Origin of the sequence: Fischerella major NIES-592 (assembly GCF_001904645.1) — a bacterium.
GTDB classification, from domain to species: domain Bacteria; phylum Cyanobacteriota; class Cyanobacteriia; order Cyanobacteriales; family Nostocaceae; genus Fischerella; species Fischerella thermalis.
In genome coordinates, this window is the sequence record NZ_MRCA01000010.1 from 72,899 (window position 1) to 86,981 (window position 14,083).

The 14,083-nt window shown below is 42.4% G+C and carries 12 protein-coding genes and 2 pseudogenes; 6 read left to right on the plus strand and 8 right to left on the minus strand.

From position 1 onward, the window contains the following. The first annotated feature begins 348 nt into the window (after positions 1–348). Positions 349–990: an imidazole glycerol phosphate synthase subunit HisH gene (gene hisH / locus NIES592_RS17250; RefSeq protein WP_062245405.1), complete on the plus strand. Its 642-nt coding sequence runs from the start codon at positions 349–351 to the stop codon at positions 988–990. 222 nt (positions 991–1,212) lie between these two features. Next, positions 1,213–1,767 (plus strand): 16S rRNA (guanine(966)-N(2))-methyltransferase RsmD, encoded by a 555-nt coding sequence (gene rsmD, locus NIES592_RS17255; RefSeq protein ID WP_062245402.1) that lies wholly within the window; start codon positions 1,213–1,215, stop codon positions 1,765–1,767. 166 nt (positions 1,768–1,933) lie between these two features. On the opposite strand, the gene petG is transcribed toward rsmD, so the two are convergent. After that, the gene (gene petG / locus NIES592_RS17260; RefSeq protein ID WP_062250465.1) at positions 1,934–2,047 is read right to left on the minus strand and encodes a cytochrome b6-f complex subunit V; all 114 of its coding nucleotides are present in this window, start codon (positions 2,045–2,047) and stop codon (positions 1,934–1,936) included. 209 nt (positions 2,048–2,256) lie between these two features. Here petG and NIES592_RS17265 point away from each other — a divergent pair, with 209 nt between their 5' ends. Further along, the gene (locus NIES592_RS17265) at positions 2,257–2,631 is read left to right on the plus strand and encodes a c-type cytochrome (RefSeq protein ID WP_062245400.1); all 375 of its coding nucleotides are present in this window, start codon (positions 2,257–2,259) and stop codon (positions 2,629–2,631) included. Positions 2,632–2,711: 80 nt separating this feature from the next. After that, a pseudogene (locus NIES592_RS17270) lies at positions 2,712–2,921 on the plus strand (ribulose 1,5-bisphosphate carboxylase); the annotation flags it as partial. A 473-nt stretch (positions 2,922–3,394) separates the two neighbouring features. Here the strand turns inward: NIES592_RS17270 and NIES592_RS24645 are convergent. From NIES592_RS24645 to hetZ, 4 genes and pseudogenes are all read right to left on the minus strand, one after another. Beyond that, positions 3,395–3,484 (minus strand): annotated as a pseudogene (locus NIES592_RS24645) (EndoU domain-containing protein); the annotation flags it as partial. A 15-nt stretch (positions 3,485–3,499) separates the two neighbouring features. Then, positions 3,500–5,836: a transglutaminase TgpA family protein gene (locus NIES592_RS17275; protein WP_073556407.1), complete on the minus strand. Its 2,337-nt coding sequence runs from the start codon at positions 5,834–5,836 to the stop codon at positions 3,500–3,502. A gap of 259 nt (positions 5,837–6,095) precedes the next feature. After that, positions 6,096–7,076 (minus strand): PatU, encoded by a 981-nt coding sequence (locus NIES592_RS17280; protein WP_073556408.1) that lies wholly within the window; start codon positions 7,074–7,076, stop codon positions 6,096–6,098. Next, a complete protein-coding gene (hetZ, locus tag NIES592_RS17285) occupies positions 7,069–8,256 on the minus strand; it encodes a heterocyst differentiation protein HetZ (protein ID WP_009458042.1) in 1,188 nt (395 codons plus the stop codon). The genes NIES592_RS17280 and hetZ overlap by 8 nt, the downstream gene beginning before the upstream one ends. Positions 8,257–8,460: 204 nt before the next feature. Here hetZ and NIES592_RS17290 point away from each other — a divergent pair, with 204 nt between their 5' ends. After that, a complete protein-coding gene (locus tag NIES592_RS17290) occupies positions 8,461–8,934 on the plus strand; it encodes a hypothetical protein (RefSeq protein WP_062245388.1) in 474 nt (157 codons plus the stop codon). 80 nt (positions 8,935–9,014) lie between these two features. Here the strand turns inward: NIES592_RS17290 and sds are convergent, their stop codons facing one another. Next, positions 9,015–9,986 (minus strand): solanesyl diphosphate synthase, encoded by a 972-nt coding sequence (sds, locus tag NIES592_RS17295; protein ID WP_009458040.1) that lies wholly within the window; start codon positions 9,984–9,986, stop codon positions 9,015–9,017. A gap of 952 nt (positions 9,987–10,938) precedes the next feature. Here sds and NIES592_RS25305 point away from each other — a divergent pair. Beyond that, complete coding sequence (locus NIES592_RS25305) at positions 10,939–11,115, plus strand: hypothetical protein (RefSeq protein ID WP_009458039.1); 177 nt, start codon at positions 10,939–10,941, stop codon at positions 11,113–11,115. 90 nt (positions 11,116–11,205) lie between these two features. Here the strand turns inward: NIES592_RS25305 and murI are convergent, their stop codons facing one another. Together murI and NIES592_RS17310 are read right to left on the minus strand one after the other, a co-directional pair. After that, a complete protein-coding gene (murI, locus tag NIES592_RS17305) occupies positions 11,206–12,066 on the minus strand; it encodes a glutamate racemase (protein WP_073556409.1) in 861 nt (286 codons plus the stop codon). A 140-nt stretch (positions 12,067–12,206) separates the two neighbouring features. Next, positions 12,207–14,057: an N-acetylmuramoyl-L-alanine amidase gene (locus NIES592_RS17310; protein ID WP_073556410.1), complete on the minus strand. Its 1,851-nt coding sequence runs from the start codon at positions 14,055–14,057 to the stop codon at positions 12,207–12,209. Positions 14,058–14,083 lie beyond the last annotated feature (26 nt).

A 14,083-nucleotide genomic window follows, 5' to 3' on the forward strand; every position in this document is an offset into this window, starting at 1 on the left:
ACGTTGTATGCAACACAGTTTCAGCAAAATTAGCATTGGATTCCACGCTTAATTGCCTCTGCTTTTCGGTCATGCTACAGCAGTTCATCCCATCCGGCCAGAGTTCTGCAATTTTTTCCAGTACTTGATTTCTGGCAAGTTGCACATCCACAGGTAACAATCGCCAAGAAAGTTAAATCATGAGAGAACTAATGAAGTTTAGCCAGTTCAATCAATAAATCATCAGAGGAATTTGACTGTTGATCAGGTAGCCCAGTTTCAAAATAAATTAATAGCAACCTTCTCTTCATAGGGAATATTATTTAAAATAGAAATACCCTCCATAATAAATTGACAGGGAGCAAGTTAATGGCGGTTATAGCAGTCGTGGACTACGACATGGGAAATTTACACTCAGTCTGTAAAGGTTTAGAAAAAGCTGGGGCAACTCCTAAAGTGACAGATTCTGCAAAGGAATTAGAAAAAGCAGATGCGATAGTATTACCGGGAGTAGGTGCATTTGACCCGGCAGTACAACATTTAAGATCGCGGAATTTAGAAGCACCCATCAAAGCAGCGATCGCATCTGGCAAACCCTTTTTAGGTATTTGTTTAGGGCTGCAAATTTTGTTTGATTCCAGTGAAGAAGGCTGTGAACCAGGACTAGGAATTATCAAAGGAAAAGTACGCCGCTTCCGTCCAGAACCAGGGATTACTATTCCCCATATGGGTTGGAATCAACTCGAATTGACTCAACCAAAATGTCTTTTATGGGAATATTTAGCGCCTCAACCTTGGGTATATTTTGTCCATTCTTATTATGTTGACCCCGCTGAACCTCAAGTCCGCGCTGCTAACGTCACTCACGGTAGTCAAACAGTGACAGCCGCTATTGCCCACGAAAACTTAATGGCTGTCCAGTTTCACCCCGAAAAATCTTCTAATATCGGATTGCAAATTCTGTCTAATTTTGTTGCCCAAGTCCGCGATCGCGAAGAAATTGCTGCTTAAAATCAAGTTAATTTTTGTAAACTTCTCTCATTATTTCACCTGTTTTACTCACTCCACCATCCACACCGAGAATGATGGAAAAATTCTGCTCAAAAGTGGTGGATAGTTATTTCATGCAACAGTAATTAGTTAATATTTTATGTGAACCACTTTTTGCGATGATAAAGTTAGAGCGAAAGTGAGTTTGTAATTTAAGTCTGCGTTAATTTCGACCCCAAGCTCATGGCTCTGAGAATTTACGGTAATCGCCCGTTAAAAACATTACCAGGTAAAGATACTAGACCTACAAGTGCGCGGGTGAGAGAAGCCATATTTAATATTTGGCAGGGAACAATAGAAGGATGTCGCTGGCTAGATTTGTGTGCCGGTACAGGTTCGATGGGTGCGGAAGCATTGTGTAGAGGAGCAAAAAGTGCGATCGCGATCGAACAATCCAGTCGTGCCTGTGCAATCATCCAACAAAACTGGCAACAAGTAGCCAAAGATGAACAGGAATGGAAAGTGCTGCGTGGTGATGTAGTGCAATGGTTACCAAAACTCGCTGGACAGCAGTTTGATCGAATTTACTTCGATCCGCCTTATGCTAGTCAAGTTTACCAGCCAGGATTAGAAGCGATCGCATCATACCAGTTATTAGATGCTGATGGGGAAATAGCAATAGAACACAGTCTTCAAAATCATACACCCCTCGTAATTCCCGGTTTAGAAATTTGTCGTCAAAAAATTTACGGAAACACGGCCATTACTTTCTACAGAACAACAGAAACAGAAGATTGATAAGAAGACGTGGGAGAACAAGGACACAGACAATTAAAAAATTTTAATTTTTTGTTTTTAATTGTGTCTCCCCATCACCCCAACATCCTATTTCCCCAATAATTAACAGTTATCAGTTTCACAAGTGGGTATCATATACCTGATAACTATTCACTGTTCACTGAATTTAACCTCCCAACTGATTGGGACGTTTATATTGCTGGTAGGCTTTATAAAATAGTCCAGCCAGAGTTACGAAGATGAGACCCAGAACAATGCCATCTAGTAGGGGTTCAACCACTTGAAATCTCCTTGTTGCAGTTGTTAAAGATTTATGTCCTTTTCCCAATCTTACCAAATTTGGCATCAGTCCCATGTCTGATGATGGTTTTAGGCAACAACAGAACACAGAAAATATAGATTTGTGCTTGCAAACACAATCAAAGAAATTTTAAGCTATGTGTATGAAATGAAAAACATTTGTACACCTAACTTTGACAGCAAAAAAATTTGGATAACCAAATTACCCAACCTAAAATCATGATTCAGCGCATCGCTTTGATGGCTCTGGCAATTTTGCTAGCGCTTGTCTTGGGGATTTTTGCTGTTCGCATAGTCAGAGCTTCCGACCCCTATGTCAAGACAGTTTTATCCCTGACTGGCGATCCGATACAAGGACATGCCATCTTTCAAATCAACTGTGCTGGTTGTCATGGTTGGGAAGCAGATGGTCGTGTCGGTCCCAGTTTACAAGGAGTCTCCAAGCGCAAATCACCCTATGGTCTAATTCATCAAGTGATCAGTGGCGACACTCCTCCTATGCCAAAATTCCAGCCTAGTGCCAAAGAAATGGCAGACCTGCTTAGTTATTTGGAAACGCTGTAGTTTAGTTGGTGGTTGATGGTTGGTTGTTGCTGGTTTATGATTCCAAACAACAAACAACTAACAACTAACAACCAAGATCAATGACCATTGAAGTAGACTACCGCTTTCCTGCGAGTGTAGATCCCCATAAACAAGCCAAAATAATCGCGGCGGAGCAAACAGTCGGAACTTGGGATGCACGTTTTGCCCATAGAGAAGCAGCTTTGCGATCGCACTTAGCAGAAGTAGTCTCAGTCCAAACCGAAACCGAAACAGGTCACAGCCTTGCCACTATTCACTTTCCCAAAGCTTTGCCCCAGAAAGTTTGCCACCAGGTTCACTGCATCGGTCTGTGAGAAAGTGGGGTTTTTCGGATGACCTCTAATGTGAATCAATCATAGACCACCACAACACCAACGCATCACCCATCCGTGTGTATCCGTGTGCATCTGTGTTCGATAATTCTAAAATATAGCCCTTGGCGATCAAATCCAGTGGAGAAAAAACGAACACCGATGAACACCGATGAACACCGATGAGAAGCACCATACCACCACATCCGTGTGCATCTGTGTGCATCTGTGTTCGATAATTCTAAAATATAGCCCTTGGCGGTCAAATCCAGTGGAGAAAAAACGAACACCGATGAACACCGATGAACACCGATGAGAAGCACCATACCACCACATCCGTGTGCATCTGTGTGCATCTGTGTTCGATAATTCTAAAATATAGCCCTTGGCGGTCAAATCCAGTGGAGAAAAAACGAATACCGATGAACACCGATGAAGCCATAACCTTTAATTACATCAGTGACTGTGCGATCGCCTTGGTTAATCACTACAGCCATTGTATAAATTACACCAGGAACTACCCAGTCTTAACCAAATTAAGTTAACTTTAATTTTTTGGTAGTCTTTTTCATTTCTTGCCATTTTTTTTGCAGTCTCTGCACATCATGAGTATGACCACCATAACGCCAACTAACATAGGCTTGGGAGATTTCCTCTATCACCTCAGCCGTTGCTGTCGCATGATGTTGGTATAAAATTGTCGCATACTCTAGCGGTGTTTGGGCTGGGTGTTTCACTAAACCTTGTTCACTTGTCCAGCGCAACATTTGCTGATATAGACGTTCCATTGGTGGTAATTTCCTCAAAGCGTAGTGGTAGCGCCACTCCCGCCATCTATCCCAGCCTAACCAACTTAAGAAAGCTACTGTTGTGGCAAAAATTAAGCCAGTGAAAACACCCAGCCATCCTTGGTAAAATAGCGACAAAAACCAAGAAAAAGCTTTGCTAGCCCAGGTGAATATAGCCCCAAATAAATAATTCAGCAAACCTGTTACGGGAGAGGGTAGCCAGCCTGCAACCCAATTCCAAAATTGACGCAAAGTGTTGAAAGTCTGCTCATCTTCTATTGAAGGAGGAATTAGGGGGTGGTTGGGAATCGGGTCAAACGCAAACCAGCCATATTTAGGAAAATACACCTCTGTCATTGCATAGGCGTCGGTGTTGCGGACGATGTACATCCCCGTAAAAGGATTAAACTCTCCCGGCGCAAACCCCGCTACCAAGCGTGCGGGAATGCCAATCGAACGTAGCATTACCGTCAAGACTGTAGAGAAATGGTCTGGATAGCCGCCTTTATGTTTGAATAAAAAAGCTTCTACTAAATCTTCGTTTTCACTCAAATAAGGTAAATCGAGGGGATTTTCCGGGACTTTATAGTTTTGTTTGAGATACTGAGCTAGATAAAGAGCTTTTTCGTAAGTAGAGTCTAGTGATTTATTTGACTGTGCGACTCTCTGTTGGTTGTAGTTAGCTAGAATATCTTCCGTAAGTTTACGTACTTTGGCGGCAGTTTCTGGCGGAACTTGCAGATAGTAATTTTTAATACTTTGTGGATATTTATTGGAAGTTTTGCCTAACAAAGTCCGATCGCGATAGGGTACTTGGGAAATAACTGTGTAGGTCATGCCTTCTGATAATCCTACAGGCGATCGCAATCCGTCTTCTTGATCCACAGCCAGCATCGGTGTCGGGAAGTAAATCTCTTTGGGAAATGCCATTGCTGGAATCAGGTTTGGCAAATCAGACACCACTGTGTAAGTCTGGATAATTTCTTTAATTTGAGCTGCACTGATTGGCGGGTCAAGAAAAATTTGGTAAGACCAAGGCGATCGCTGTAAGCGTTTGACTTGATCATTGCGGGAAACTTCCCAGCCTTTACCTGTGTAGCGGTCAAAAGCCAACACTCGCCAGAAACCTGCTGCTTGCGATCGCACCCGCATGACTATTTTGGGTGTCATCTCTCCCCGCAGGTTTTGGTTGATTTGGCTATTAAAACCATAATAAAAGCTATTATCTACTTTCCCCGGTTGACCGGTTTGGCTGCTGCTAGTACCACTGCTACCATTAGCTTGATTGTTAGGATTACCTTGGCGGACATAGCCAGGGTTAATAATGTTACGTCCTGTAAATTCGCCTTTGATTTCAATTGGGGAGCTGACCGGAAACATCCGCAATTGATATCCTGGTAAGCGGGGTAAAAGGGCAAATATTACCAGCCCTAGCCCCACTATCATCACAAAATTAAATATTAAAAATTTTAAATTAAAAACAGAGGAATTCCCCTGTGTAGGGGAATTCCTCAAAATTTGTTCATTTTGAGTATTTAATTGCTCCAATCCAAGTCGGGAACGGTAATCTACTACTAAAGTGGGCAGGGCGATCGCTAAAAATAACAGTAATATTGGCGCAAATGCTAGAGTTTGACTCAGTGTTGCTGCCACACCCAGCAGAATCAATCCAATGAGAATTGAGTAACTCAAGTCTTTCCGACGAGGGAGATCAAAGCAATGCAGTACCTGAAGTTGGATTAATAATTCTGCTAAAGCCAGTCGTGTATCGTTCAATTCTCCTAACAATCGCCCTAGGAAAGCACCTAGTGCTACTAACATTCCTATGGCAATACAGAATTTAACTGGGATATTGCGATCGCGGCGACGATAATAACTCCAAATTGCACCTAATATCGACAGTGGTACTGCCCAGAAACTAGACCAAGCTTCAGCAGCAATATCCGTCGCTACAATGCCCACAATTACCAACGCTAGCACTAGCACCCGCAAGGTAATTGAATCTTCCACTTCTGCTGTTACAGGGGACTGGAGCATATTTTGCCGCCAGTCATGGCCCAAAGGTAGACGCCAAAGCCAATTCATCCTGGAAAAGTTAAACATTTCGATCTAAAAAGCAGCGGATGGGTACAAAAGCAAAGCGATAATAGTAGACGCTACTGACGCAAAACGAGCGAGGTCAACTTTTACCTCTCTCGTATTCAAATCTCCTCACTGTAGCTGCCTGTAGACGCCCTAATAACCGCTTTTTAAAAAATGGGAACTCTTGCAAAACCAGGATGATATTCATTTCATAACAAAGGCTATTATCAAGTTTCAGTGCTAGCGATCGCTAACTATTGAGTTATTTTGTGGGAATAATTACAAACAACAAAGGCTGCTGGTCTATTTCTTTCAACTCAACCATTAAGGTATAAGCCTCATCTAGTTGAGTACAGCATGATTCCACACTCAAACAACCTGGGCTAGAAGACTCTGCCCTTGCTTGGGAACCACTACCTTGAAGTTTGACAACCCCTTTCGAGGGTAAATCTCCTCGAATCAGCAATTTCGGCACTGGGCCTTGAGATTGGTATTCTACTCTCAAATTGAGAACACCCACACTAGTTAGCCATTGCCTTTCTAACACTGGGTTTGTACTAGAAATTGGCAATGTCAAGCTTTCTAACAGTTGTTGAGCTGCTAGCAACGACACCAGCATCTGTTGCTGTGGTTGTAAATCTGAATAATCGCTATCCAGATTCGGCATAGGATTTAGGGTATCTCCATACCGGAGGTTGGCTCTTAGCTGGATTGTCCCTGCTAAGTCGTTTAAGAGTTGAGATTCATTAGGGAAAAAGCTTTCCACTGCTTGGACTAATTTTGCCCCTAATGGTAAAGAAGATGTTATCAGTGCTTGACATCTGTCAAGCAATTGCCGGAAAATATTCTCCGGCAGAAGTGTCGGTAAATTCAGTTTGGACTGGTGGGCCACCCACGCCCAGCTAGGAACTAGCTCCATCACTGGTTCATCCACATACTCGGGATAATCTAGTATTTGTGTTTCCCAAGGAAATAGCGGAGGCTGGTCTTCAACTTCGACTTTTAACCGACGTTTAAGTACGGCTTGGAAACGTTCTTGCACAGTTGGAATTTCTCCCAATAAAGATGTTTGGGGCTTCCATCCCTCTTGTTCGCCACTGGTAAATTCTGTGGTTGTTAGCAAAGGTTTGTCTGCCCCGTTGATGTCCTTACATTTAACTTGCCTATACTTTCTGGAACTGACAGGATCTGTCAATAACCAAGAGAGTAAATTTTTTTGTAAGGTTTCTGAGTCACTATTCATGAGTAGAAGCACTTGATCCGGACACTAGGGAGTTACGAATCTCCCAGGCTTGTTCAAGAATTTTAAACCAACGCTTCTGAAGTTGTGCCATTGATAAACCCAAAGTTTTAGCTATTTTTTCATCGGTTTGTCCCTGCTGCTTCAGTTCTAATAAAGAGCGTTGCTTTTCGTCAAGCTTTTCGGTATAAGCTTGCCATTGTTGAGGAGTTAAACCTAAGTTAGTTTGCAAATCCGCTTCTAACCACTCGTGAACTAACTCCCAACGATGCAACAAAGCAAACCGAATTAAATGATACTTGAATCGTTGCTGCAAGTAATCCCTCTGACGGGGGGTTAAGCCCAAAATTGACTCGATTTCTTGAGCGGATAAATCTTGGAGGCGCAAAGCAAAGTAATCAGCACAATCAGTTTGTTGGCGTTCTTCTAAATAATTCATTAATTCCGTAACGACGACTGATCGCAGGGTATCTTCTTGGGGCTCTGGCTCAGTCTGTGTAGCCATTGCGCTTCGCAATTGTTGTACTGCTGGATCTTCCCAAGAACCTTCGGCTTCACCACTACCTTCCGCTGCTTGTTCTATATCTACACAAGTTTCTGGAGGTTGCTGTTGCGAGAAAGTTTGCGCCCGTAGGATGATCAATTGTTGCTGACGTCCTGGAAGGGGAATGCGTCGCTTGCCGTAGCGTTCCGTAAATGCCATGTACTCTGCTAATTCCAGCAGTGTACGTGGACGGTAAGTTGGTTCTAACTGATTTTCTCGCCGGAAAGCGTTTAAAGCCTCCAAGTAAAAACTTTGGAGAAAATCTTCAATAACAGTTAGTCGTCCTTGATAACTCAATTGCCTTTGTGGCGGATTGATGTAGCGGTAGATGATCGCACTCAAGGTACTATGTAATTCAACCCTGCCGCGATTTGAACCCAATTGGTAGTATCTCAGGCACTGTTGCAGGCGATGCTTGGCTAGGGTCATTGCCGAATTTTCTACAGAACCGGAAGCCTGAATACGTTTACTTTCATTGCAAATCCGGTAGACCTCGGCAGCAATTCGCATTGCTACGTCACGGCAATTCTGGTCGCAAGCTTTAGTTGACTGCTGAAGTTCTTGGAAAAGGAATGGAAATATCGCCTCCACGCCGATAGAAAATTCTCCCTGAATAGTTGTGGTTGCGGCTAATTTCATAAGTTTCGTGTCTAAACTGACCCTAACAAACTTGTTGACAACCTGTATGACTGCGGGTATTGGGAGGGGTTTTACGTATAAGCTAAACCCAAGGCAGTTTTGCCTTGAGAATGCGGCTGATTTTATGATTCCCGATTTTTGTTTGATTGTTTGCACAGCCCTTGAAGTTATAGCCAATACTCGATAAGCCGTTTACAGGTAATTATGGACTTAAAAGCACAAATCCAATCGCTGATTGATAATGCACCCCAAGATGGTATAACACCGACACTGGTTGCAGCAATTGCCCCCGCCCTTAGTGCGATCGCTCATAAGTTAAGCCATTCCCAATACTATATTCTCCAAAACTTGGATGAGGAATGGGTCTTAACTACATTAAGCAAACGTGGAAATCCACAAGAAGAAAAGCAGGTAATTTATGCTTTTCCTACCTTACAGGATATTCCTAGATCTTATAGTGCTGGGCTTGACCCTCAAGTAATAGCTGCCCCCATACCTGTCACCCATATATTGTTCCAGCTACTGGCACTAGAACCCGTAGATAGTATAGTCTTTTTTGACACGGCTAGCACCAACACAAATGGAATTGAAGTCAAACGAACTGATTTGCAGCATTTAGTCCAACAGCAGCTGCAACAAAACCAACCAAAGAATCAAGTTCCACCAGATATTGCTTGAGGGGACTAGAAATTTCAGATTTTGGATTTTAGATTGAAATCCAAAATCTAAAATCCAAAATACTTTCTAATCCCCGATCCCTAATAAAGCCGACTCAATACATAGTCAGCTATTTGAATCAATGCTTGACGCGATTCTGAGGGCACAAGCACCCCAAGTTGTTCAACTGCCAACTTCGCATGGTGAGCAGCTAAATCTCTTGCCCGTTGGATACCTTGGCTATCATGAATCAGCGCTAATGCTTGCTCTAAATCACCTTCTTGAGCAAATTCTCTTTCAATCAGTACTTCCAAGTAAGGTTTTTCTTCCAAAGCAAATAATACTGGCGCAGTCAAATTACCACTTTTGAGATCCGAACCAGCTGGTTTACCGAGAGTATCTGTTGAACTAGTGAAATCTAAAATGTCATCGACAATCTGAAATGCTAAACCCAGATTTCGACCATAGTGATAAAAATGTTCGGCAGTTTCTTTTGATACTTCACTAATAACTCCGGCGGCTTTGGAACTGTTAGCGATCAGAGATGCTGTTTTGTAGTAGCTTTTTTTGAGATAGGTTTCTAGAGAAATATTGGTATCAAAGCGATTCAACCCTTGCTGAATCTCTCCAGCGGCCAAATCCATGATCACCTCTGATAGCAGCTTTACTACTTCTAAATTGTCTAAGTTTGCTAGATACCAAGAAGACTGAGCAAAGAGAAAATCCCCTGCTAGGACGGCTATACGATTGCCAAACAGACTATGAACTGTGGGTACACCACGCCGCATTTCTGATTCGTCAACAACATCGTCATGTACCAAGCTCGCTGTGTGAATCATTTCCGTGATTTCAGCTAAGCGGCGATGACGTGGTGTAATGTCTGTATCGAGCATGACTGCTCGCGATATCAGTAGAACAATGGCTGGTCTGATGCGTTTTCCCCCAGCTCCGAATAGATGTTCGGCTGCTGCATAAAGGATGGGATGACGATTCCCAACTAGCTGTTTGAGGTTATCTGCTAGTATTTGCAGGTCTGCTTCCACAGGGGAAAATAGGGAGGTAGCTGGGGTCATGGATTGGCGGACTTTGGCTTAGGTTACGAAAGTTTACATATCCTATACTCATTTTAAGATAACCCAGAATTAGCGCAAAGGTTTTCTCAGGAAGTTCCTAATTTTGGGGACAATAAAATAAAATATACTTGTACTAGTTTCAGAAAAATCAACATTTTATTGATAAATTTAATACAGTTACAGTTGCGTATATATTCACTAAATACGGTAAACACGTAACTTCTTAACAAAAAATTTATCTCTACTCTATAAAATCTTTAAGTAAATGCGAAAAAAACTACAAAACACTACTGAGAAATCGCCTATAAACTATTACACATAAATTATTTCTCATATAAAGAAAAAATTCTGAAATCTTTTGTGCAATAGTTTAGAAAATTTTTGAATAAGCGTAAAACTTACCTGAAAAAGTCAGGGCTATTGTGTTACGCTAAAATCTAGGGATTTTAAAATTTTCAGATGTTCACCACAGCAAGGTAAATAGCCTTTAGGTAAATTTGCTTAATATGTTGTGAATGAACACGAAATAATCGCAGGTCAAGCCAAAAAATTCATTTTTGTGCTTACACCTGTGATAGGCGAACCTCTGGGTTAGGAGCTGTGGATTTCCTTTAGAGGAAGCAGAGTGGTTTACACATCTTCGACGCTGTTTTTGTGTCGGCGTCGCTCCTAGCAATTTAAGGTACGCATTCAATACAGCAGACTGGGTAGACTGCTGAAACAGTAGTTAAATTTCTCTTAGATTATTTAACTGCTGTGGTAAGTATGGTCTGCGAAAAAATCGTAAGAAACACAATCTATTAATTCGGAAGGACAAAAGTTCTCCCGCTAGTCCCGTATGTAATATCTAAGCCGCCAGTAATTTGTGTGGCTCAATTCTTGCTAATTTTACTCAATTTATATTTCTTTGGCAAAGGCACTGGTAGGAAAAATGATTTATGGGAAGATGCCTATGATGATCTTCATATTAGCTTCTGGATACTTGTTCACCATCTACTTGCTATTGGCACTAGCAAAGCGAACAGGCAATAAAACAACATCTAACAATACTGCTTTAACTCATACAGGAAATTATACACAGGAGGTATCGGTAACACCAAATGTCACTGAAGCCAGTAGTGTACGTTAGTTAATGGTCAATTGTCAATTGTCATTGGTCATTTGTTCTTTGTAATGAGTACTAATTATTAATCTATGCCCAATGACTAATGACCAATGGCTAATTACTAGAAACTACTGTATTAGATAAGCATACGACCTCGGCCATAGGAGTAAAACCTAACCATTGCGCGGATGACTCAGCGAATTGTCGCGGACAACCACTAACAATAAAGCGGGTTGGCAAAGCTGGATAGGTATTTTTAAGACCTAGTAAGTCTAACTCTTTTGCACAGGTAGCTACTACATGTACAGCCGGATCAATCAGTTTCACAGAAGTTGAAAGAAGCGATCGCAATACTGGTGCTAGGTGGGGATAATGGGTACAGCCATAAACAAGAGTATCTATTTGCTGTTGTACTAAAGGCTCTAAATAGGAACGTGCCACTTCAACTGTGTAGGGATCATGAATGCGATTTTGCTCGATTAGCGGTACAAATTCCGGGCAACTAACCTGCCAAACCTGGACATCGGGATTTATTTCAATAATAGCACGCTTGTAAGCATTGCTCTTAGCAGTTGCGGGAGTAGCAATTACACCTATGCGCTTTCCTTGCTGCACTGCTGCCCTTGCCCCTGGTAGAATTAGCCCTAGAATTGGCATAGGAAATTCCTCGCGTACGATCTCTAGTGCCAAGGCAGAACTCGTGTTGCAAGCCATAATCACCATTTTCACCTGTTGCTGTTGCATCCAGGTGAGTATTTCTCGGACAAACTGGAGAATTTCTGCTTGAGAACGAATCCCATAGGGAAGTCTAGCTGTATCGCCAAAATAAATAATTGATTCATTTGGGAGTTGGCGATAGAGTTGTCGCAGTACCGTCAGTCCACCCACACCACTATCAAAAATACCAATTGGCGCACGCTGGGGTTCTTGGGAGAAATCGTATAGATTGCCTTCAAACTGAGAAGATGAAATCACAGGCAGAATTTGATGTCAGTATTGCGATATTTTAAGATACAGGATTTTGTAACGATTTGTTCATGGTTGATTGTTGGTAGTGGTTAGCTACAACACCCAAACAACAATTAACAAACAACAAACAACAATTAACTACACTTCTATCTTTGTTGTAAGTATTGGAGTATACCACTAGCAATTCCTTCTGCCATCCGATTTTGATATTCAGGGTTTCCTAGTCTGGGGTTGTCTTCGCGACCAGTCATATAACCTGTTTCCACTAAAATTGAGGGCATGGAGCTTTTTCTCAGGACGTAAAATCTGGCCTTTCTGACACCCCGGTTTTTGAGAGTACTAATCTTGCTAAGAATAGAATTGTGAACTACTTGGGCCAAGCGGTAGCCACTGTCGTAATAGTAAGTTTCTAGACCATTTACATCCGGGCGCTGATCCACGGAATTGGCGTGAATGCTAACAAATAAAGTAGCATTAGCCCGCTCTGCGATATCTACTCTTCCCTGTAATTCGACAAAATAGTCAGAATCACGTGTTAAAACTGCTTGATAGCCATTTTGTTCCAAAATAGCAGCTACTCTTCTCCCAATAGGCAGAACTACATCTTTTTCTAACAGCCCGCCTAATCCTGGCGCACCGGAATCTTTACCACCGTGTCCAGGATCAACGACTATTACTACTCGTCCTCTAGGTGCTGGACGTGGTGGTTGTGTCTTTGGTAGACCGTCGGAATTATTGGCGTTTGGTACTGGTAATGGTTGTGGATCTGCTTGTGGTAGGGGAGGTAACACAACAGAAGCACGATTGCGTTGTAGTTCTACAGAGACAAATTGATCACCAATTTGGTTAACAGGCCCAATTTGCACTCCAGAAGCGGGTTGGACGTAAACAACAACTGTATTAGAGTCTTGTTGTTGCAAGCGCACCCGGAGGATGGGACTGTTTGCATCCATGACTGGGCCCTTGACAGGTGTAGACAACTTGGCATTGGGAATAGTGATGCGGAACAAACCAGAGGATCTATCCCAACCACCACTTGCGGTTAAATTGCGATCGCCTTTGATAATTAATTGTCTGCCAGTAGCACTCAGTTCCACAGCTTGAATTGTGGCCGCATCATTGGTAACGATGGGCGAAGGGCTGGGATTATTAGCTAAATTTCCTCCTGGTAATCTCGTTACACCACTATTAGGTAAAACCACCAAACCACCAATCGCACTGGTACTTGCCCGCCAATCAGGACTGCTCTTATTTACTCGCATTGTCATCCGGACTGTGGGTGGTGTAGTTGCCAGTTGCGTGAATTGGATACTGCCAACACCGTAGCGATTCACATTTACATTCTGCTGTACCAAATTTGGTGATAAAGTAGCGCCAGTAATATCAATATCAACTGTGCTTTTGTCTTGACTACGATTTACCTTTACTTGGGGACGACTACCACTAGTGCGAACAAAAAATCCATCTCCTGTGATTCTCAAACTTTCTATTTGTGTGGTACTAGTATTGGCACTAACTAGTGTTCCTTTATTTGCAGGAGGAGTATTAGAATTTTCTGGAGTTACCACACTATAGATATTTCTAGGAGTGGTAGCAACTTCCTGTCGTTTGGGCTGTGGTAATTGCACCTGCCAGCGATTAGCCGTCACTCCTTCAAATTTTACTTGTTGGGGGTCGAGAGTATAACCGGGATTCAGTTCGACTACTACCCTTGTGGTTTGGGGGTCAAACTGACCGATACGAATGGCACGAATTGCACCACCAACCGACTGGACAAGCTGTGGACGCCCAAATTTAATCCCGGGTAAATCAATTACTAAGCGTGTGGGATTAAAAACAAGTTGGGCTGTGGGTTGGACAGCACCATCAGTATTAAGTTCTAATCGATTTTGATTGGCATCAAAACGCCAAGATTGTAAATTCGCTGCATTCGCAGGCGACGATAACAGGCAGATACTTAAAAAAGTAGTAGGTATCAACCAGTGGTGTAGTTTCACAATTTTTCTCCTGATTGGCTTTTTAG